At 75.6% G+C, this 21,993-nt stretch carries 12 protein-coding genes; 3 read left to right on the top strand and 9 right to left on the bottom strand.

Annotation, left to right across the window (positions count from 1 at the left end):
• Positions 1-120 precede the first annotated feature (120 nt).
• Complete coding sequence (locus ACZ52J_RS12440) at positions 121-2,979, top strand: AfsR/SARP family transcriptional regulator (RefSeq protein WP_465618033.1); 2,859 nt, start codon at positions 121-123, stop codon at positions 2,977-2,979.
• 52 nt (positions 2,980-3,031) lie between these two features.
• Here the strand turns inward: ACZ52J_RS12440 and ACZ52J_RS12435 are convergent, their stop codons facing one another.
• Both ACZ52J_RS12435 and ACZ52J_RS12430 read right to left on the bottom strand, forming a co-directional pair.
• Complete coding sequence (locus tag ACZ52J_RS12435) at positions 3,032-3,742, bottom strand: sigma-70 family RNA polymerase sigma factor (protein WP_465618031.1); 711 nt, start codon at positions 3,740-3,742, stop codon at positions 3,032-3,034.
• 244 nt (positions 3,743-3,986) lie between these two features.
• Positions 3,987-4,376: a hypothetical protein gene (locus ACZ52J_RS12430; protein WP_465618029.1), complete on the bottom strand. Its 390-nt coding sequence runs from the start codon at positions 4,374-4,376 to the stop codon at positions 3,987-3,989.
• A gap of 285 nt (positions 4,377-4,661) precedes the next feature.
• Between ACZ52J_RS12430 and ACZ52J_RS12425 the strand changes: the two genes are divergently transcribed.
• A complete protein-coding gene (locus tag ACZ52J_RS12425) occupies positions 4,662-5,669 on the top strand; it encodes a hypothetical protein (protein WP_465618027.1) in 1,008 nt (335 codons plus the stop codon).
• Positions 5,670-6,132: 463 nt separating this feature from the next.
• Here ACZ52J_RS12425 and ACZ52J_RS12420 read toward each other — a convergent pair whose 3' ends face one another.
• The 6 genes from ACZ52J_RS12420 to eccCa all read right to left on the bottom strand — a co-directional run bounded on the left by ACZ52J_RS12420 (position 6,133) and on the right by eccCa (position 19,676).
• The gene (locus ACZ52J_RS12420) at positions 6,133-7,395 is read right to left on the bottom strand and encodes a S8 family serine peptidase (RefSeq protein WP_465618025.1); all 1,263 of its coding nucleotides are present in this window, start codon (positions 7,393-7,395) and stop codon (positions 6,133-6,135) included.
• Between the two features lie 11 nt (positions 7,396-7,406).
• On the bottom strand, positions 7,407-10,781 hold the full coding sequence (locus ACZ52J_RS12415; protein ID WP_465618023.1) for a right-handed parallel beta-helix repeat-containing protein: 3,375 nt from the start codon (positions 10,779-10,781) through the stop codon (positions 7,407-7,409).
• Between the two features lie 119 nt (positions 10,782-10,900).
• On the bottom strand, positions 10,901-12,334 hold the full coding sequence (locus ACZ52J_RS12410; protein ID WP_465618021.1) for a hypothetical protein: 1,434 nt from the start codon (positions 12,332-12,334) through the stop codon (positions 10,901-10,903).
• A 143-nt stretch (positions 12,335-12,477) separates the two neighbouring features.
• Entirely contained in the window at positions 12,478-12,915 is a 438-nt protein-coding gene (locus tag ACZ52J_RS12405; protein ID WP_360493924.1) for a hypothetical protein, read from the bottom strand.
• A gap of 192 nt (positions 12,916-13,107) precedes the next feature.
• Positions 13,108-15,621 carry a hypothetical protein gene (locus ACZ52J_RS12400; RefSeq protein ID WP_465618019.1) on the bottom strand — a complete coding sequence of 838 codons (2,514 nt, stop codon included), beginning with the start codon at positions 15,619-15,621 and terminating at the stop codon, positions 13,108-13,110.
• Positions 15,622-15,710: 89 nt separating this feature from the next.
• The gene (eccCa, locus tag ACZ52J_RS12395) at positions 15,711-19,676 is read right to left on the bottom strand and encodes a type VII secretion protein EccCa (RefSeq protein ID WP_465618017.1); all 3,966 of its coding nucleotides are present in this window, start codon (positions 19,674-19,676) and stop codon (positions 15,711-15,713) included.
• Between the two features lie 210 nt (positions 19,677-19,886).
• On the opposite strand from eccCa, the gene eccD reads away from it, so the two are divergent.
• Entirely contained in the window at positions 19,887-21,236 is a 1,350-nt protein-coding gene (gene eccD / locus ACZ52J_RS12390) for a type VII secretion integral membrane protein EccD (RefSeq protein WP_465618015.1), read from the top strand.
• 68 nt (positions 21,237-21,304) lie between these two features.
• On the opposite strand, the gene ACZ52J_RS12385 is transcribed toward eccD, so the two are convergent.
• Positions 21,305-21,964: a type VII secretion system-associated protein gene (locus ACZ52J_RS12385; protein WP_465618013.1), complete on the bottom strand. Its 660-nt coding sequence runs from the start codon at positions 21,962-21,964 to the stop codon at positions 21,305-21,307.
• Positions 21,965-21,993 lie beyond the last annotated feature (29 nt).

Genomic DNA, 21,993 nt, shown 5'->3' with positions numbered 1-21,993 from the left:
CGCACCCGCCCCGACCGCGTCCCCCGGGGCAGGAGCGGCGCGGCGCGGACCGTTTCGCGCATTACACTGCTCCACCCCGGGGACCACCCCGGGTGTGACGTGCGGCGATGGTGGGGGTACGTGGTGCGGATTCGGCTGCTCGGCCCGGTGGAGTTGCGGGTCGGGGCGGACGGCTTCGCCACGTTGGCGGGGGCGCAGCGGCGCGCGATCCTGGCGCTGTTGGCGCTGGGGCTCGGACGCGTGGTCACCGTCGACCGGTTCTGCGAGGCGCTGTGGGGGGAGCAGCCGCCGGCCAGCGCGCGGGCGGCGGTGCAGGGGCATGTCGCCGCGCTGCGCAAGGTGCTCGCCGGCACGCCGTTCGAGCTGCACACCCGGGCGTCGGGCTACCTGCTGACCGGGCCGGCCGACGAGGTGGACGCGCTGCGGTTCGAGACGCTGACCACCCGGGCCGCCGAGCACGCCGACACGGCCGACACGGCCCACACGGCCGGCACGGCCGGCTGCGGTGGCGGCGCCGAGGCGATCGCCCTGCTGGAGGAGGCCCTGCGGCTGTGGCGCGGCGACGCCCTGGCCGACCTGCCCGACACCCCGCTGCGCACTGCCGCCGTGGACCACCTGAAACAGTCCCGCACCGCCGCCCTGCTCTGCTGGGCCTCGCTGCGGCTGCGCCAGGGCACCGGCGCGGCGGCGGTGGCCGTGCTGGAGGAGAACGTCCGGACCGACGGGCTGCGCGAGGAACTGGTGGCGCTGCTGATGCGCTGCCTGCGCCAGGCCGGACGGCCCGCGGACGCGCTGACCGCCTACCACCAGGCCCGGCAGCGCCTGGACCGCGAGCTGGGGCTCCGCCCCGGCCCGGCCCTGCAGGCCGCCCTCGCCGAGGTGCTGGCCGACGACCGCCCGGAGCGGGTGCCCGCCGCGCCCCCGGCCCCCGGGCCCGCCGCCCGCGTCCCCCACCGGATCCCCCGCCGGATGGTGGACTTCGTCGGACGGCAGGCCGAACTCGACCGGCTCGACCACACCTGCGCCCCGGACCGCGCCGCCGACGGCCCGGTCCTGGTGGTCGGCCCCGCCGGGGTCGGCAAGAGCGCGCTGGTCACCGCCTGGGCGCACCGGGCCGCCGCCCGCTTCCCCGACGGCCGGCTGCACGCCGACCTGCGCGGCCTCGCCCCGACCGGCCCGGCGCAGCCCGACGCCGTCCTCGCCGACTTCCTGCACGCCCTCGGCGTCCCGGCCGACACCGTCCCCGCCGACCGCGCCGGACGCGCCGCGCTCTTCCGCGAACGCACCAGGGGCCGACGGCTGTTGGTGGTCCTGGACGACGCCGCCGACCCCGACCAGGTCGCCGACCTGCTGCCCGAAGGGCCCGGCTGCGTTGCGGTCGTCACCAGCCGGGGCTCGCTGGAGGACCTGGTCGCCCTCGACGGGGCCGCCCTGCTGCGGCTGGCCGCCCTGCCCGAGGACGACGCCCTGCTCCTCCTGGAACGCGCCCTGACTCCCGAACGGGTGCGCGCCGAACCGGAGGCCGCCGCCCGCCTCGTCCGCCTCTGCGACCGACTGCCGCTCGCCCTGCGGATCGCCGCCGCCCGCCTCGCCGCCCAGCCCGACTGGACGGTCGCCGAGCTGGCCACCGAACTCGCCGACGAACAGACCCGGTTGGCCGTCCTGGACGCCGACGGCACCCTCGGCATCCGCGCGCAGCTGCATCTGACGTACCGTCGACTCTCCGAACCCGCCGCCGACCTGCTCACCGCCCTGGCCGTCCACCCCGGCGGCGAGGTCGACACCCCGACGAGCGCCGCACTGCTCGGCACCGACACCGCCACCGCCCACCGGGCGCTCGGCGAACTGGCCGCCCACCACCTGCTCCCCGGCACCGCCCCCGGCCGCTACGGCCGCACCGACCTGGTCCGGCTGTTCAGCGCCGGACTGCTCGCCGAACTGCCCGAACGACGACGACGCCTGCTCCGGGAACGCCTGGCGGACTACTACCTCGCCGCCCTCCAGCACTGCGGCTGTTACCTCGACCCCGGCCAGGAGGACTCCGACTCCCCCGCCCACCCGCCGCAGGCCCTTCCGCCCGCCGGTGACATCCGCACCGCGCTCGACTGGTTCCGCGCCGAGGAACCCGCCGTCCACGCACTCGTCGGCGCCACCGCTGACACCGACCCCGAACGCGCCTGGCGGCTCGCCCTGACCAGCGGCTCGCTCTACTACGGCGCCAGCCGCTTCACCGACTGGCTCGCCACCGCCCGGGCAGGCCAGGAGGCGGCCGAACGGTGCGGGGACCCGGTCGCGGTCGCACTGCTGCACAACTGCCGGGCGCAGGCCCTGGTCGCGCTCGAACGCCGGCACGAATCGGCGGAGGCGGCACGAAAGGCGGTGGCCGCCACCGAATCCGTCGACGGGCCGCGGGCCGCGTCCGCGCGCGTCCGGGCGCTCGCCACCCTCGCCTTGGTCACCGCGATGCTCGGCACCACCGCCGAAGCCGAACGGCTGGCCGCCTCCGCCACCGCCCTCGCCCTGGCGTCGGGCAACCGCCGACGGCTGGTCGACGCCAAAGTCCACCAGGGCTGGGTCCGCCTGGCCGGCGGCGACCGGGAAGGCGCGCAGCGCTGCTCCCGCGAGGCCCGCGAGCTACTGCCGCCCGCTCCCGTCACCCAGGTCCACCTCTGGTCACTGCTGACCGAGGCACAGGCCCTCCCGCCGACCGTCCGCGACGAGACCGCCGACCTCGCCTGGCACCGGTTGCTCGCCGCGTGCGAGGAGGCGGGCCTGCTCTACCTGCACGCGGTCACCGAACAGTCCTACGCCGCCCACCTGCTGGCCCGCGGCCGGGAACCGGAGGTGGGCGGCCGGCTGCGCATCGCGCTCGACCGCTTCCGCGCCCACGAGCGGCAGGCCGGCTACCTGAGCGAGTTCACCACCAGCCTGGAGGAGTCGCTCAACCTCCGCTCCACCGGCTGGCCACCGGGCCGCTGAGGCGGGCGAACGGGCAGCGGGCGGCCGAAGCGGGCCGACCGTCAGCGGACGGTCAGCGGGCGGCCGAAGCGGGCCGCTGAGCCGGCACGGTCACCGGACCGGCCGCGGCGGCGCCGCCCTCCGCGGCCGCTGCCGCCGTGCGGACGGGCGGGGCGTACCCGTGCTCCGCCGCCAGGACCGGGCGCAGCGCCCGAATGGCGTAGAAGTTGCGGGACTTGACCGTCCCCGGCGGCACCCCCAGCCGGGCCGAGGCCTCCAGCACCGACCGGTCCTTCAGGTGGAGCTCGACCAGCACCTCCCGGTGGTGCTTCTGCACCCGGCGCAGCGCCAGCGCGATGTCCCGGGCGACCACGACCTGTTCGTACGGGTCCTCGGCGAGCGGGCGGTCCTCCAACGGCTCACCGATGACCTCCTTGGCGCGGGCGGCGGCCATCCGGTAGTGGTCGATCGCGATCCGCCGGGCCACCGTGAACAGCCAGGGCCGGCTCTGCTCGGGCCCGGCGCTCAGCGCCTCCGGGTGCTGCCAGGCGCGCAGCAGGGTCTCCTGCAGGATGTCCTCGGCCTTGCCGCGGTCCCCGCCCGTGGCCCGCAGCAGCGCACGCAGCAAGTAGCCGCCGTGCAGCCGGTGGATCTCGGCGAGCGTCTCGGGGTCGAGGGTCGGACGGACCGGGCGGGCCGGGGCAGTGGCAGCCCCCGCCGCGTCCGACGGACCCCCGGAGGGCTGGGCGACGGGCGTGGACTGGGCGACGGACGGCTTCGACACGCGCTACCTCTCAGATCGGGCAGGGGGCACGGCACAGACAGGGCACCGCTGGGCAGCCGGCCGGACGTCCCCGGCAGCGGCTACGACAGCACACTGCCGGAGCCCGCCAAGTCCTCACCAACGATCCGCCAACGCCCCGACTCACGGCACCCGGGCCGCCGCCGGATGCCGTGTTAGCCGGCCCCGGCCACGCGCGGCAGGCCCCCGTCGCAGGCCCCGCCGAACGCCCTCGATCAGGCGGCGGTCAGCGCCCGTTGAGCTCCCGCACCAGGTCCTCCACCCCGTCCTCGCCCCGGTGCTCCATCAGCATCGCGACCCATCTCGCCAACCGCTCCCGCTCCGCCGCCGACCACCCCGACGCCGACGGATGCTCGTCCACCACCAGCGCCGAGGCCACTCTCAACAACCCCGACGGCGCCGATCCGGGCCGCCACCGCCCCTGCGGCACAGCCCGCAACGCCAACCGGCGGGCGACGGCGATCACCACCTCCGCCGACGCCTCCGGCACCCCCAGCCCGGTCGGCCCCGCCCCACTCGGCGCACCCGCCCGCACCAGCGCGGCGACGAACTCCCGCGCCTCCGGCCCGTCCACATCCATCCCGCGGCCCTCCCCCGTCCCGATCACGGGACTCACGCTCCTTCCACCTCGATGACACTCGGCGGACGCCGGGTGCCACCGAACGACGGTACCGAGCGGTAGCCGGTCGAGCAGGGGAATTAGTGCGTACGACCGGACGGGCGGACGCACGGCACAACCTCCCGGCACGACAAGGGGAGCGAGGCGCGCCCTGCCCCGCTCAACGGTCCCCCCGCCGGGAGTGGTTCAGGTGAACCGGAACGGAACCTTCGACCGTAGTCCCGGCTGTACGGGCCGACCGGAGGCACCGGTCGGGCGCAACACGGACCGGAAGGTCGGACGATGGCTTTCACCGACGGCACCCCCGGTGTCGGCACCGACGTCCCCGCCGCCCCCGACTACTCGCCGGCCGCCTGGCCCGAACCCGTCGCCCTCCTCCCCCGGCAGCCGCTGGACCTGCTCGGAACCGTCCTGATCCCCGCCCCCGAACGGCAGTTGTTCACCCGCGGCCCGGACACCGACCCAGCCACGGCCCCCCAGCCGCCGACCGGCCCCGCCACCCCAGCCGCAGCCGCAGCCGCACCACCCACCGCGATCGCGGCGGTTGCGGCAGTCGCGGCGGTTGCGGCACCGGACACCCCGGCCCTGCGCCGTGCACCCGCCGGCCCGCGCACCCGCCGCCTCACCCTTCCCGGCAGCGCGGAGACCCGGCGCCGACACCTCCTCGACCGCATCCGCGTACCCCTGCGCGCCTGCCACCGCATCGCCGTCGTCGGCAGCCCCACCGAAGGCATCACCACCGTCCTCGGCGCCCTGCTCGCCGAACACCGCGCCGACCCGGTCGTCGTCCTCGTCCCCGGCGGCCCCGCCCAGGGCGAACACCGCACAGCCGGCCGACTCGTCGTGCGCGCCGTCCAACCGGACCCCGCCACCCTCCCCGCCACCCTCACCGAACTCAGCGGCCACTACCCGGTGATCCTCGCCGACACCACCGCCTCCCCCGTCGACCTCCGGCTACCCGCCGTCGAACTCGCCCACCAACTCGTCCTCTGCGAACCCGCCTCCGCCACCGGCGCCCACAACGCCAACACCCTCCTCGACCACCTCACCGCCCTCGGCCACCACGGCCTGGCCCGCGGCGCGGCCACCGTCTTCACCCCCGCCCCACCCGCCGACCGCCCCATCGCCGAACGCGACCTCCTCACCCACTTCCGCACCCGCTGCCGCGGCGCCGTCGCCCTCCCACCCCCCAGCCCGGCCGACCCCACCACCCTCCGTCCCCGCACCCGCGACGGCTACCTCGAACTCGCCGCCCTCATCGGCGACGCCATGGCCGACCGCCAAGGGTGACGCCGCCCCCGGAACCGCCCCGCCCCGGCCACAGGCGCGGAGGGTGACGGCGGCGGTTGGGGACATGGCGGGACGGCTGCGGGGCTGCGGGGTGCCCGTTCCCGAGCCTGCCCTCGACCGAACGTCACCGCAACGGGGCCTGCCGCAGCACGCAACCCCCTCACCAACCCGGGTACCTGCCCGGGGCGGAGCGACGGTGGTGGCTTGGGTGGGTCGTGGCTTGGGTGGGGCGTGGCCCGGCCGGCCGGGAGCTACCGCACGTCGCCCCTCCCCCGCCCGCTCCGGGCACGGGCCCGGATGGTGATCGTGGCAAAGACGGGGCAAGGGTCGTGGCGCGGGCGGCTCCAGGAGCTGCCGAAACTCGGACCGCCGCGCACCCCTCGTCCGCTCGTGCGCCCGGCCCGGGCACGGGTCTCAGTGCGGGCACAGGGGGCGATGGCGGCCCGAAGGGAGCACCCTTCCCTCAGTTCTCCTCCACGCGGCCCGGGCGCCAGCCTCGGGTGCGGGCGCGGGGGGTGACGGCGGCGGCTGCGGCTACCAGGGCGGCGGTGGCGAGGGAGGCGAGGGCGATGGTGGTGGCTTGGGTGGGGGCGTTGGTGGCGGGGCGGGTGGGGGGCATGGCGAGGGCGGCTGCGGGGGGTGCCGGGGTGGTGGGGGCGGGGTCGGGGAGTTGGGTGACGGCGGTGACGGGGTCGATGGTGCCGTAGCCGTACTGGGGGTCGGTGCTGTGGTAGGCGGTGGTTTCCAGGCGGCGGGTCAGCTGGTCGACGGTGAGGGTCGGGCGGTAGCCGAGGGCGAGGGCGGCGGTGGCGGCGACGAAGGCGGTGGCGAAGCTGGGGCCGACGCCGGTGTAGTAGCCGCCGGGGGTGGGGCCGGGGCCGGTGACGGCGTCGCCGGGGGCGGCGAGGTCGACGCGGCCGCCGACCGGGACGGCTGTGGGGCCGTCCGGGAGTGCGCCGCCGGGGGCGAGGTCGCGGACGGCGAGGACCTCGGGGTAGGCGGCCGGGTAGGCGGGGCCGGGTTTGGCGGTGCCGGACTGGCCGGTGTCGGTCGGGGCGGTGTCGGGGGCGGCGGGGGCGACGATCAGGGCGCCTTTGGCGCGGGCTGCCCGGACGGCGCCGGCGAGGGCGTCGTTGCCGCCGGGGAGGGCGACGGCGACCGCGATGATGCGCGCGCCCCGGTCGGCCGCTGCCGTGATGCCCTGGGCGAGGAGGTCGGCCGAGGCGACCCCGGCCTCGTTGGTGACGGAGACGGCGAGGATTCTGGCGCGTGGCGCGACGCCGGCGAAGCCCGTCCCCTCGCGTTGGTCGGCGGCGATCAGGCCGGCCAGGAAGGTGCCGTGGCCGACGCAGTCCTGGGTCGGGTCGGCGCCGCCGGGGAGCGGGGCGTAGTCGAGGCGGCCGGTGAGCAGGCCGCTGCCGTCCTTGACTCCGGAGCCGAGGACGGCGACGGTGACGCCTTCGCCCCGGCTGAGGGGCCAGACCCGGTCGGCCCGTAGGAAGGTCTGCGGCCAGGGGGTGAGTTGGGTGCCTTTGGTGGATGCCGGGAGGCAGCCGGCCGGTTTGCCGCCGGGGTCGCGGCGCAGTTGGGTGACGCCGGGCAGGGTGTCCGGGGAGTCGGCGGCGGCCGCGCTGCCCGCCGAGGGCAGCAGCAGGCCGGCGGCCAGCAGCGCCGCCGTGCCTCGTACGGCGGGCAGACCCACACCCCTCGCGGAGACCCCCCTCACGGGCACCCGCCTCACGCGAAGCTGCCGATCCGCTCGGTCGGGATGTCCTGGGGCAGCAGGAGGCTGAGTTCGTCCAGGTCCGCGATGTCCAGCCGGGACAGCCGCCCCGCCTGGCGGGTGATCATCGCTTCCAGCATCTGCCGCGCGAAGCGTCCGTTGCCGAAGGAGCGGTCGCGCGGGACGACCGCGAACAGTGTGGCGAGTGCCGCCAGGGTCTCCGGGGTGCAGCTGTACCCGGCGGTTTCGGCCTGGAGCCGGACGATGGTGACGAGTTCGTCGTCCGCGTAGTGGTCGAAGGTGATCTCGCGGGAGAACCGCGAGGCCAGGCCGGGGTTGGAGGCGAGGAAGCCGCGCATCTCCTCCTGGTAGCCGGCCACGATGACGACGACCTCGTCGCGGTGGTCCTCCATCAGCTTCATGAGGGTGTCGACCGCTTCCTGGCCGAAGTCGCCGCCGGCGCCGTGGCGGGGTGTCAGCGTGTAGGCCTCGTCGATGAAGAGCACGCCGCCGCGGGCGCGTTCGAAGGCGTCCCGGGTGAGCTGGGCGGTGTGGCCGATGTAGCGGCCCACGAGATCGGCGCGGGCGGTCTCGATGAGCTGGCCGGCGGGCAGCACCCCGAGTTCGGCGAGGAGTTCGCCGTACAGCCGGGCGACGGTGGTCTTGCCGGTGCCGGGCGGGCCGGAGAAGACCAGGTGGTGGCTGATGGTGGCGGCGGGCAGGCCCGCCTCGATCCGGCGCCGGGTCTGCTTGGTGAGGTTGACCAGGTCTTCGACCTGTTCCTTGGCGGCGGCGAGGCCGACCATGGAGCGCAGCCGGTCGAGCAGGCCGGGCTCGTCCGGCTTGCTGTCTCCGGCGACGGCCGCGGCGGCCTGCTCGCCGACGTCACCGGGCAGCAGCTGGGTCAGTGCGACGTTGTCGAAGTTCTCCAGTTCGGCGAGCCGGGAGGCCTGCCGGTCGACCATCTCCTCGAACACCTTGCGGGCTGCTCGGCCGTTGCCGAAGTCGGCGCCCTTGGGCATCCGTTCGAAGTGGACGGCGAGCGCTTCGCGGGTGCCCTCGGCGAGTTCGTAGCCGTGGCCGGCGGCGGCGTGTCCGACGATCGTGGTGAGTTCGTCGACGCTGTAGTTCTGGAACTCGACGGTGCGGCTGAACCGGGAGGCCAGGCCCGGGTTGGAGGCGAGGAACTCGCGGATCTCGACCTCGTATCCGGCGACGATGACCACCAGGTCCTCGCGGTGGTCCTCCATCAGCTTGACCAGGGTGTCGATGGCTTCGCGGCCGAAGTCGGGGCCGGTGCTGCCGGAGCCGGCCGACAGGGTGTACGCCTCGTCGATGAAGAGCACGCCGCCGAGGGCCTCCTTGACGACCTCGGTGGTCTTCAGGGCGGTTCCGCCGATGATCGAGGCGACCAGGTCGGCGCGGGCCACCTCGACGAGGTGGCCGCTGCGCAGCACACCGAGTTCGGCGAGGATGGCGCCGTAGAGCCGGGCGACGGTGGTCTTGCCGGTGCCGGGCGGCCCGGCGAAGACCAGGTGGCGGCTCATCGGGAGGGCGGGCAGGCCGGCCTGTTCGCGGCGCCGGGCCAGCTTGTTGAGGTTGACCAGGGTGGCGACCTGCTCCTTGACGCCCTCCAGACCGACCAGGGTCTGCAGGACGGCCTGCGGACCCTGGGGGCCCTGCGGCCCGGCGTCGGCGGGGCCGGACTGCGGGGTCCCGTCGGCGGGTGCGCTCTCCCCGTCGGTGGTGACGGCGGTGCCGGGCGTGGCGGCGGCGACCGCCGCCGAACCGTGGGCGTCCGGTGACCGGTTGTCCCGGCTGTCGAGGTTCTCGACCGCGAGCCGGTCGGTCGTCTCGGTCTGCCGCAGGCCCGCGCCCTGGTTCTCGGCGGCCAGGCAGTCGGTGAGCCGGACGGGCTCCGCGGACTCGGAGCGCAGCCCGTCCACGGTGTTGTCGATGAGCTGGCAGGAGGTCAGTGTGGCGCGGGCGCCGGCCATCAGGTGGAGTCCGTGGCGGCGGTTGGTCCGCAGCCGGGAGCGGGTGGCGGTCAGTTCGCCGCCGCGCTCGACGCTCGCGCCGTCGAAGGCGTTGTCGGTGGAGTCGACGTCGCGCAGGGTGGCGACGCCCTCGGTGCCCACCGAGATGCCGCAGGACTTGCTGCCGCGCACCTGGCTGCCGCCGAGGTAGGTGTTGGCGCCGTCGGCGATCCGGATGCCGTGGTTGCCGGAGTCGAGCACGGTGGCGTCCTCGATCCGGCCGCGCCCGTCGCGCAGCACCTCGATCCCGTGGCCGCCGGCGGCGGTGACGGTGGTGCGGCGCAGCAGCGGGTTGGCGCCGTCGCGCACCACGATGCCGACGCCGGCCGCGTCGCGGACCTCCAGCCGGTCGAACTCGGCGGCGCTCTCCCCGGTGAGTTCGACGCCGTCGGTCTCGGCGTCGCGCACCACCGCCCGCACCAGGCCGGGGCCGGCCGACTCGCCGACGTGGATGCCGGCCTGGGCGGGGGCGGTGACCTCGCAGTCCTCGAAGGTGCCTCGGGAGCGGCCCGTGATGTGCAGGCCATGGCCCTGGGGGCGCACGGCGCGGCAGCGCCGCAGCAGCGGGTCGGTGCCGTTGGTGAGCACGTAACCGTGGCCGCGCACGGCGGTGACGGTGCAGTCCTCCAGGACGACCCGGGCGGTGGAGCCGACGAACACGCCCAGCGCGCTGTCGCGGATCTCGGTGCGCAGCAGCCGCGTGGTGCTCTGCTCCTCCAGGGCCACGGCGGGCTTGTCGGTGGCGGAGATCTCGCAGTCCTCGACCACGCCGCGCGCCTCGCCGTTGGCGCAGACGCCGTTGCCGCGGGCGTCGCGCAGCACGCAGCGCCGAACGGTCGGGTTGGCCCGCTCGCCGATCACCAGGGCGGAGGTGCCCAGGTGCTCGATGACGCTGTCCTCGATGACACTGGCGCCGGTGGACGTCTCGACCAGCCCGGCGCCGGCCGGATTGACCACCCGGCAGCCGCGCATGGCGAGTTCGCCCTGCTGGCGGGTGAGCACGGCGGTCCACGCGTTGCCGGCCACCTCGCAGTCCTGGAGGGCGAGTTGACCGCGCGGAACGTCCACGGCGGGCAGCTCGTCGTCCTGCCCCTGCAACACCAGTCCGGTCAACTGGACGGCTTCGGTGAGCACCTGGACCACCGAGCCGCGCCGCGGACTGATCCGCACACTGCCCCGGACGTCCTCCGCGGTGATGCTCACCACCTTGGTGAGCACCAGGTTCTCGTCGTACCGGCCGGGGCGCACCGAGATCACCGCGCCGCTGCGGGCGGCCTGGAGGGCTTCGCCGATCGTGCGGTAGGAGCCGGGCTCCCGCTGCTCCGCGCAGACCGTCAGCACCGGGCGCGACATGCCTGGGGTTCCCTTCGTCGTGGGGCGTGGTGGTTCTTCGGTGGTTCGGGCGTGCGGTGTGAGGGCGTGCGGTGTCGGGGCGTGCGGTGTGAGGGCATGCGGTGTCGGGGCGTGCGGCGTCAGGGCGTGCAGGTGGCACGCACCGCGCTGGCGGCGTGGTGGGCCAACTTGGCGCCGCTGCTCCAGTCGACGCCGCGGCTGTGCAGGGTGAGGGAGATCGGGCCGCGGTAGGGGAACGGCCCCTTCGTCACCCAACTACCCAGGCTGGCCGTCTGGTTGATGGTGAACGAGCCGACCGATCCGCCGCCGCTCTGCACCGTGTAGTAGCTCGGGTTACCGCCGACCTGCTTCACGTTGCTGCTGGCCGGGATGTAGACGGCCAGGGTGCAGCTGGTGACCTTGTCCAGGCTGAAGGTCCAGACCACCGAGTTGCTCTTGTCGTCGTTCGCGTCACCGGACATCGGCATCGAGGCGTAGGTGCCGTTGCAGCCGTCGCCGCTGTAGCCACCGGAGTTGTTGCGCCAGCCCTTGTCGCCGTCGTCGTACCAGCCGTAGGTGCGGTAGTTGCCGCAGTACGGGCCGGCGACCGCGGTGACCGGCGCCGGCTGCTTGGCGACCGGCGGCGGGGCGGGGTTCTGGGCCCCGGCCGGCGGCGGGGCCGGCTGGTTCGCCGGCGGCTGGTTCGGGGCGGGCTGGTTCGGCGCGGGCTGCTGGGGCGCGGGCTTGGCAGCACCGGCGCCGCCACCGGCCGGGGCGGGGCCCGAACCGCCCTGGGCCGGGCCGCCCCCGCCGGTCGCGCTGCCGCCGGTCCCCACCGGGTTGGCCGCTCCACCGGGCTGCGCCGCGACGCCGGAACCCCCGCCGCCACCCGTGCCGTTCGGGGCCGACGCCGGCTGGTCACCCGTGGCAGGCGGGACCGATCCGGCGTCCACCGGCGGAACGACCGCCCCGGGCTGCCCGTCCGGGGCGGGACTCCCGCCGCCGACGCCGCCGTGCTCGTCGTAGCCGGGCACGAACCCGCTACCGCCGTCCCCGCCACCCTGCCCGTACCCGGGCGGCGCGTCGGCCTGGGCCGGCCCGTGCTTGGGGTCGTTGCCGCCGAGCTGCGTCACCACCACCGAGGTGCCGACCAGCACCAGACCGACCGCGACGGCCGCCGCGATCATCGGCCGGGACACCCGGCCCGGCCGCGGACCCGGATCCGTACCCGACTCGGTGGACGACTCACCGACCACCGCGGCGGCCAGCGCCTCGGGCGTCCCGGCCGCCGACGGAGCCGCGACGGCGGGGGCCGCGACGGAGGCGGGAGCGGGCACGGGAGGCGCGGCCGGGGTCACGGCCGGCTTTCCTGCCTGCGCCCCGGCCTTGGACGCGCTCTCGGACGCGTTCTTGGGGGCACGCTCTGCTTCGGCCCCGGCCCCCCCGGCGGCTCCCGCCTGCGCGGGCAGCACCGCGGTCGGGGCGCCCGCCGCGGCCTCCGCCGCCGCCCCGGACGCCGCCTCCGCAGACTCCGCTTCCGCGGACTCCGCCTCGGCGGCCAAAGCCCAGTTCACCGTCGGAAGTTGGAAACCGGACGGCTTCCGACCCGGCTCGCCGCGCTGCTCCTCGCCCACCATGCATCCCCTGTGTTCGACGACACTCCTGTGGGGAGGTACGGCCAGACCGGCCCGCGCGGTTCAGCCGGTTCCGCCCGCCTTCAGGAGCCGACGGTCCAGACCGGCTCCTCGGCCGCCTCCGGCGGGGTCAGCACGAACGAGACCGCCCGCTCCAGCACCTCCTGCTCCGGCTCCGCCCACGGCCCGTCACCCTGGGCGCGGACGTGCGCGAGCAGCTCCGGGTCGGGCGCCAGCCCGTACTCCTCGAGGTAGTACGTCACCGTGTCGGTCCAGATCCACCGGCCGTCGGTGCGGAAACCCATCGGGACGACACCGCGCAGGCTCGGATCGACCACGTCGTCCATCAGCATCGTGGTCAGCAGCACCGCCGCCCCCGCCCGCAGGTAGCGGGCGACGGCCTCGCGCTCCCCGCCCGCCGCGAGCCGCGGCCGGTCCGGCCCGAAGCCGGGCCCGGTCACCGGGTCCACGACGTCGAACACCGCCGCGAGCCGGAACCCGTCCCGCACCGTCTCGCCCATGCCGCACTCCTCCTGCTGGTCTTTTCCCTACGCTACGTCCCACGGACGGCCGGGCGTCCCCGGTTCACCGGAGGCGGCACGAGCGAGGAGCCGTCCATGGCGGGCCTCCGCGCCGGGCCTCCGTGCCGGGCCTCCGTCCGGGGTCGGCTCCGGAGTCACCTCCGGGGGTCCGGACCGCGTGCCCCGAGGGGCCTATCCCGTCCCCGAGCCGAGATCGAGCGTGTAGCGGGCGAGGTCCGCGGGGCGGACGCGGTCGGTCGGGGCGACGGCGTCGCGACGGGCGAGCCAGCTGCGGAGGCGCTCGGGGGCCGGGCGGACTCCGCCGATCTCGTGCAGCAGGACCCGCGCCGGGTGACCGGCGTCCGGGTCGGGTGCCTGGACGTCGACCACTTCGAACTCCGTCCCCGGGGCGAAGATCACGGTCGGCTGGTCCCCCAGTTCGCCGAAGGCCGAACTGCGGCGGCCGCCGACGGACCAGATCGCGAACTCGATCCCGAGGTCCTCGCCGAGTTCCGCACCCGGCGCCGCCAGACCGGTCACCGGTGCCCGTTCGGTCAGGACCGTGCCCGGGGTGTACGCGCCGAGGCCGGTCCCCTCGGCCGGGCCCGCGACCAGCACACCGCCGTAGTGGCTCGGCAGCCGGCGCAGGCCGGCGGCGAGGCACCGCAGGTACGGGCCGTAGCGGCCGGGTGCACCGGAGCGGGCCGCCGCGAGGAGCTCGGCGCGGGGAGCCAGGGGGGTGCAGTCGCCGTGCTGCAGCAGCACGGCGACCAGTTCGGGCCTCGGGTCGACCGCCTCCGACCGGGTGCGGAGGCTGGGCAGCCGGGTGGCGACGTCCTCGGCCCGCCGCGCGAGCCGCTGGTAGGCGGGCCCGAGCTGGGACACCAGGGCCGCGCGGTCCTCGGCGGGAGTGCTGGGCGCTCCCGCCGCCGGGGACACGGCCAATGGGGCGGGCACGGGCGGCGCGGGTACGGGTACGGGTTCCGGCTCTCGTTCTGGAACCGGCTCCGGGTCGGGGGTCGGCTCGGGTTCCGGCGCTGGTTCGAGGTCCGGCGCTGGTTCGAGTTCCGGCTCCGGTTCGGGCTCCGGGTCGGGCTCGGGCTCCGGATCGACTGCGCTCGAGGACACCGGACTTGACGCCTCGGAAGCCGGCTCCTCCGGCACTGACGGGGCTTCCTCTGCCTCGGTCACCGGACGAGGGTCCGGAGGCGTCGCCTCGAACTGCCCGCCGGAGGTCGCCACCGTGACGGCGGGCGTCGGCGCGGCCACCGGTTCGGGTTCCGGTTCAACCTCGGGTTCGATCTCGGGCTCGATCTCGGGTTCGATCTCGGGCTCGAGCGTCGGCTTCGGCTCAGGCGTGGGCGCCGGCTCGGCCTCGACCTCACACTCCGGCTCCGGCTCCGGCACCGGCTCCGGCACCGGCACTGGCACCGGCACCGGCACAGCCGTCAGCTCAGGCTCGGCAGCAGCCCCCGCTTCCGCCCCGGCCCAGTCCAGCCCGTACAGCCGCGCGCAGAACCGCCCGACCGCCGCGGACCCGATGTCCAGCGTCCCCGCGACGGCGAGTGCGAGGCGTGCTGTTCCCGGCGGGAGTGCGCCGAGCAGGGCGCCGAGGTGGTCCCACAGGGTCTCGGGGACCGGGCGTCCCGGGGCGCCGACGACGAGTACCGGCTGTGCGGGGTCGGGGCGGCGCAGTCGTGGTCCCCGGTCCGGGGTGGCCGCGGGGCGGAGCCAGAGGCCGGCGGCGACTGCCTCCAACTCCCAGCCGGGGAACGCCGGGTAGCGTGCCGGGCCGGGTGCCGGGGGCAGGTCGGGCCGGGTGCGCCAGCCGATGGCGGTGACGGTGCGCTCGCTCGGGCGGGCGACCAGTTCGGTGAGGTACGGTTCCCAGCCCTCGGCGCCGTCCGCGCCTACGTGGACGTGCCGGGTGCCGGCCCCGGCCCCGGCCGGTACCGGCACACCGACGGCCGCCCACACTTCCTGCCGGAGCGAGGCCGCCGACACCGCCGCCAGTTCGATGAGTTGGACCGGCTCGGCCCACGGCGCGCTCAGCGTGAGGCGTTCCGGCCTGCCGGTCGTCGTTTGCAGCAGCGCGGCGGCGTTGGCGAGTTGGGTGCCGCTGGGCAGCGGTCCCTCCGGTTCGCCGAGGACGAGCAGCAGTCCGTCGTCCGCCGTGACGGCCCGGTCGAGTACGGCCGGTCGCTCCGATCCCACGGCGGCCTCGGTGATCCAGTACGCGCCGCCGGCCAGCGGGGTGATGGTCGCGGCGGCCGGCCAGTGGGGACCGAGCGGCACCGTTCCGGCGCCGGGCCGGCACCGCCACCAGGTTCCGTCGACGGCCGGCAGCGTGCCGTCCGTCTCGACGCTGACCACGGAGTCGGGTGCGACGACCGTCAAACCGCAGCGCCTGGCCAGCAGTTCGGCGGGTCGGCGGCCGTCCGGCCCGACCGCCGCCAGGCCGGAGGCGGCGAGCACCAGCGTCTCGGCCCCGCGTTCGCGCGCGACCTGCGCGAGTTCGTCCAGCGAGGCCAGCAGGACGGGTGCCGCGTCCGCGGCGGCGGCGAGCAGCAGCAGCGCCCGCGGTTCGACGGGGACGGCTGCCAGCGCCTCGGCCAGTCCGGCCGCTTCCGCGTCGGGCGGCGCGATGACGTAGTGCGGGCCGAGTGCCCGCAGCGTCGAGCCGCCCGTCCCGGGGGTCACACCCACCGCACCCGTCCTCACCGGCCCCGTCCTCACCACACCCGCACTCACCGCACCCGCACTCACCGCACCCGGCGCGATACCCGTAGCCCCCGTCATCCTTCTTCTCCCAGGTGTCCGGTCTGCACCTGTACGGTGCGCCGCCGGGTGATGTACAGCCCGCGCCCGGTGGGGAACTGCCGCGGCTTGAGGTTGCCGAACAGGTATCCCTCGGAGGGCGGGCAGGACATCAGCAGCGAGGGCGAGTTGACTTCCTGGAGCTTGCGCAGCAGCGGGTCGCCGAGGGCTCGGCCGATGCCGTTGGCGCCGCGTGCGACGACCAGGTGGAGGCCGATCTCGGTGCCCTGGGCGAGGTCTTCGAGCAGGGCGGCGAAGGGGTGGGTGCCGCTGCCGGCGCCCACCAGGTCGTAGTCGTCGACGAGGATGAACAGTTCCGGGCCGGTCCACCAGTCGCGCAGCTTGAGCCGGGAGGGGGTGATGTCGGCGGGCGGGATGCGGTTCTTCATCGCCCTGGACGCCCCGTCGACGATCTGGCGGAGCTTGTCGATGGCCACCGCGTAGCCGAGCCGGTATTCCTCCGGCACGGCGTCGTACAGGCCGCGCCGGTAGTCGACCAGCATGATCCGCGCCTCGGCCGGGGTGTAGGTGGTGGTGATGGCGTTGATCATCAGTCGGAGCAGGTTGGTCTTGCCGGATTCGCTGTCGCCGACGATCAGCAGGTGCGGGTTTTCCTCGAAGTCGTGCCAGAGCGGGGAGACTTCGGTGTCCTCGAGGCCGATGGCGACGCGCAGTCGTCCTTCGGGCGCGGGGAGTCGGGCGGCGTCGAGGGTGAGCGGGAGCATCCGTACCTCGGGGGCGCGCGGCCCGGTCCAGTGTGCGGCGACGGCGTCGACGAGGTCGGCGACGCCTTCGCCGAGGTCGTCGGTGCGGCCGGAGCCGTCGATGCGGGGCAGGGCGGCGAGGAAGTGCAGTTGTTCGTCGGTGAGGCCGCGGCCGGGCAGCTTGGGGACCTTGGCGGCGGCCCGCATGTTGATCATGGAGTCGACGGAGTCGCCGAGGCGCAGCTCGAAGCGGGTCTGCAGCTGGTCGCGCAGGCCGCCGGCGACCTCGCCCCACCTGGTGGTGGCCACCACCAGGTGGACGCCGTAGTTGAGGCCGCGCTGGGAGATCAGGGTGAGCGGCTGGACGAGGTCGTTGAACTCCTGGCGCAGGGTGTTCCAGCCGTCGATGACCAGGAAGACGTCGCCGTGCGGCTCGTCGGACAGTTCGCCGGCGGCCCGGCGGCGGCGGAAGGCGGCGATGGAGTCGAGGCCGAGTTCGGCGAAGTACTGTTCGCGGCGGTTGATGATGGCGTTGATCTCGGCGACGGTGCGCAGCACCCGCTCGCCGTCGTGCCGGCCGGTGACGCCGCCGACGTGCGGCAGGCCACGCAGGGCGGAGAGCGTGCCGCCGCCGAAGTCCAGGCAGTAGAACTGGACTTCGCGCGGGGTGTGGGTGAGCGCGAGGCCGGTGATCAGGCTGCGCAGCAGGGTGCTCTTGCCGCTCTGCGGGGCGCCGGCGATGCCGACGTGGCCGCCGGCGCCGGAGAGGTCGGCGGTGAGCAGGTCGCGCAGCTGCTGGAAGGGGCGGTCGACCACGCCGACGGGCAGTCCGAGGATGCCGTGGCTGCTCGCGTCCTCGGTGGTGAGGCCGCGTTCGGGGTGCGGGACGAGCGGCGGCAGCAGTTCGTCGAGGGTGGGCGGGACGTCCAGCGGCGGCAGCCAGACCCGGTGGGCGGGCGGGCCGGCGTCGCGGAGCTTGCCGGTGGCGACGTCGAGCAGGGATCCGGCGGCGGTCTGCTGCTCCTCGGGTTCGGCCTGGGCGACGGGGAGCCGGCGGGGCACCACGTAGTCGGTGCCGTACGCGACGACCTGCCCGGCGATGGCGGCCTGCTGGGCGGCGCGGCGCTTGGGCCGGTACGGGCCGGAGACGTAGGCGGCCTTGAACCGGGTGAGGGTGGAGATGTCGCTGCGCAGGAAGCCGTTGCCGGGCTGGGAGGGCAGCTGGTAGGCGTCGGGGACGCCGAGGACGCCGCGGCTCTCCATGGCGGAGAAGGTGCGCAGGCCGATCCGGTAGGACAGGTGGGATTCCAGCGCGCTCATCCGGCCTTCGTCGAGGCGCTGCGAGGCGAGCAGCAGGTGGACGCCGAGGGAGCGGCCGAGTCGGCCGATCATCACGAAGAGTTCCATGAAGTCCCGGTGCGCGGACAGCAGTTCGCTGAACTCGTCGACGACGACGAAGAGCGTGGGCAGCGGGCGCAGCACGGCGCCGGCGGCGCGCGCGGTCTCGTAGTCGAGCAGCGAGGCGTAGCCGGCGTCGCGCAACAGCTCCTGGCGGCGGACGAGTTCGCCGTGCAGGGCGTCGCGCATGCGGTCGACCAGGGAGGCCTCGTCGGCCAGGTTGGTGATCACCGCGGAGGTGTGCGGGAGGGTGTCGAGGCCGAGGAAGGTGGCGCCGCCCTTGAAGTCGACCAGGACGAAGTTGAGCACCTCGGAGGAGTGGGTGACGGCGAGGGCGAGCACCAGGGTGCGCAGCAGTTCCGACTTCCCGGAGCCGGTGGCGCCGATCAGCATGCCGTGCGGGCCCATGCCGCCCTGGGCGGACTCCTTGAGGTCGAGGTCGACGGGGCGTCCGTCGGGTCCGAGGCCGAGCGGGACGCGCAGCCGCTGCGGGATGCCGCGCTGGCCCCAGAGCTCCTCGACGTCGAGGGCGTGCAGGTCGGGGATGCCGAGCAGGGCGGTGAGGTCGAAGTCGGTGGCGAGCGGTTCGGCGGCGTCGACGCCGTCGGCGATGCGGTAGCGGGCGAGCAGGGCGGCGAGGCGGGTCGCGGCGGGCAGGGTGAGCGCGTCGGGTCGGCCGAGGTCGGTGACGACGTCCTTGCGGTTGCGGTCGGAGCCGACCATGGTGAGCCGGCCGTCCTCGATCCGCAGCCGCAGGGTGGCGCGGGCGGGGCCCCACTCCAGGCTGTCGGAGAGGTCGATCAGGACGGCGTTGCGGTAGCCGGTGAGTGCGGCGCGGCTGCCGGTGTGCGCGCCGGGGCCGTCGAGGACCAGGACGGTGAAGGGCTCGTCGCGGTCGGGTACGGCGTCCGGTTCGAAGCCCGGGCGGCCGGTGAACTCCTCGCCGAGCAGCTGCTCGACCTCGCCGAGGCTGCCCGCGACCAGTCGGACCGGGCCGGCGCCGTCGGTGTCGGTCGGGTGCAGGGCGTGCGGCAGCCACTTGGCCCACTCCCAGTCGGCCCGCCGTTCGGAGTCGGTGACGACGGCGATGCTCAGCTCGTCCGGGCCGTGTACGGCGGCGAGTTGGGCGAGCACGGCCCGCACCAGGGCGCGGGCGGCCTCGGGGTCGTCGGAGCGCAGCAGCAGGTGGGCGAAGCCGCGCAGGTGGATGGCCATCGGCTGGTCGGCGACCGTCCCGTAGGCGTGGATGAAGCGGCGCAGCGCGTGGGCGCAGAGCGGTTCCAGGTCCTCGACGGGCTTGGTGGCGAGCGGTGCGAGCGGGGTGGCCAGGCGCTGGGCGCCGACGCCGATCCGGACGTCGCTGAAGTCGGGGTGGGCAGCCCGGCGCTCCCACAGCCGGCTGGTGCCGACCAGCGACCACAGCTCGTCCGGCGCGGGGTGGCGCCAGGTGAGGGCCTGCCGCTGGGCGTCGATCGAGCGGCGCACCTGGCGGCGCATCTGGGAGAGGTAGCGCAGGTAGTCGCGGCGTTCGGCGCGCAGCTGCTGCTTGCGGTCGCTGGAGCCGCGGATCAGCTGGGTGAGCAGCATGCCGACGGCGGACAGCGCCATCATGCCGACCGCGACGTAGCTGAGCGCGCCGCCGCCGCCTTCGCCGCCACCGCCGGGGTGCAGGAACATGAAGACCATCGACAGCGAGCCGAGCGCCATCGGGGCCATGCTGATCACGCTCGCCATGCCGCTCTGCTTCTCCGGCAGACCCGGCGGCTCCTGCAGCTGGATCTCGCCGTCCGGCATCTCGGGCCCCGGACGCCGGGGCGTCCGCTTGACCAGCACCACGCTCACTCAGGGCTCCTCACTGCGACCGGCTCTTCACGCCACGGGCTCCCCATTGCGACGCCGTCCCCTCTGGCTGACGGACGGTACGGCGCCCGGGGTTCAACGGCGGGTTGAACGCGGCGCGCCGGGCGGGCCGTTCATCCGGGCGGAGAAGGCAGCACACCACCGAGCCGGAGGACAGGCGTGAGCAGCAGTGTCGTCGCAGGATTGTGCCGATTGAGGTTCCATGCGCCGGGGGCGGTCTTCGAACTGGCCGTCCCCGCCGACGTACCGCTGGCCGACCTGCTGCCCGCCATCCTCGGCCACGCCGGGCCCGACCTCGCCGAGGAGGGGCTGGAGCACGGCGGCTGGGTGCTGCAGCGCCTCGGCGAGGACCCGCTGGACGAGGAGCGGAGCGCCGAGGCGCTGGGCCTGCACGACGGCGACGCGCTGTACCTGCGGGCACGCCACGAGGCGCTGCCGCCGGTGCACTTCGACGACCTGGTGGACGGCGTCGCCACCGGCATGCACGAGCGCGGCGACACCTGGCGCCCGGGCCTGACCCGGATCCTCTCGCTGGCCCTGGCGGTGACCGCGCTCGCGGCGGGCTGGGTGCTGCTGGCGCTGCCCGGCCCGGCCGCCCCGCGCGAGGCCGCGGCGGCCGCGGTCGCGCTCCTGCTGCTGCTCGGCGCGACCAGCGCCTCCCGGGCGATGGCCGACGCGGGCGCGGGCGCCGCGCTGGGCGCCGCGGCCGTGCCGTACCTGGCGCTGGCCTCGCTGCTGCTGCCGAACGGGCCGAGCGGCGACGACCTGCTCGGTGCCCGGGTGCTGGCGGCGTCCTCGGCCGGGGCCGGGGCGGCGGTGCTGGCCCTGGCGGCGGTCGGCGCGGCGGCGCCGCTGTTCCTCGGGGTGGCGCTGGTCGCGCTGCTCGGGGTGCTGTCGGGGGTGCTGGTGCTCGCCGGGCTGACGCTCGCCAAGCTGGTGGCGGTGCTCGCGGTGGTGGCGGTCCTGGTGGGTGCGTTCGTGCCGTCGACGGCCTTCCGGCTGTCCGGGCTGCGGCTGCCGATGCTGCCGCGCAACGCGGAGGAGCTGCAGGAGAACATCGAGCCGGTCCCGGCCGCCGCGGTGCTGCCCCGCGCGCTGGTCGCCGACGACTACCTGATGGCCCTGCACGCCGCCATCGGCGCGGTCTGTGCGGCCTGCCTGGCCGTCCTGCCCTTCGCGGACGGCTGGGCCGGCCCGGCCGAGGCCGGCACCCTGAGCCTGCTGCTCCTGCTGCACGGCCGGGCCGTCGGCAGCATCCGCCAGCGCCTGACCATCCTGCTGCCCGGCGTGCTCGGGGCGCTCGTCGTGCTCGCCCGGGCCACCGCCACCGCCTCGGCGACCGGGCGCCTCACCCTGGTGGGCGGCCTGCTGGCGCTGGCCGTCGCCCTCCTGGTCGCCGCCTGGACGGTGCCCGGCCGCCGCCTGCTCCCCTACTGGGGCCGGATCGCCGACATCCTGCACACCCTGTGCGCGCTCGCGCTGCTGCCGCTGGCCCTCCAGGCCTGCGGCGTCTACCACACGCTGCGCGGGCTCGCGGGCTGAGCCGGACGGCGAGAGGGCCCGCCACCGTGACGGTGGCGGGCCCTCTCGCCGTCCCCCGGCCGGGTGGCTCAGTCGAACGGGCGCAGCGGGTGCACCGGCTCCCCCGCGCGCTCGCGGGCGTCGAGGGCGGACCAGAGGGCACCCGGCTCCAGCCGCATGGCCGCCGGGGCACCGGGGTTGACCACGATCCCGAGGCCCGGCGGCAGCCGTTCCAGCAGCGTGCCGGGCCCGATCACCGCGTGGTCGGGGTTCCCCGCGGCGTCCAGCCAGGACCGCGCGGAGTACACCACCACCGCCGGCTTCCCGTCCGGGAGCCCGAACCCGCCGACGCCGCCGAACTCGTCCAGCAGCACGGCGAACCGGGCGGCGGCCAGCGCGCGGTAGACGTCCTCGGCCGGCCCGTACCCGGTCGCGGCCAGCTGGACGGCCGCGTCCACCGGGTCGGTCGGCGCCGGCCACTCGCGCGCCAGCGGCGAGGGGCGGTACTCCCCGTTCTCCGCGAACTCCTCGACGGTGCCGTCCTCCCCCGCGCGCCACCGCCCGATCACCGCCCAGTCCGGCGGCTCCCCCTCGCCCTGCCAGTGCGGGTCGACCAGTCCGATCCACTGCCCGGGCGCGGCCCTGGCCGCGGCCAGGATCCGCTCGGGTACCGGCCCCGGGCCCGCGTCGGGTGCGGGCGGCGCGGGTACGGGTGTCGGCTCGGCTCGGTCCTGGTCGGAAGCGGTCATCGTGGTCCTCTCGGTCGGTGGTGGCCGGC

Source organism: Kitasatospora sp. NPDC034035 (assembly GCF_055575755.1).
This window is presented reverse-complemented; position numbering and strand designations above follow the sequence as displayed.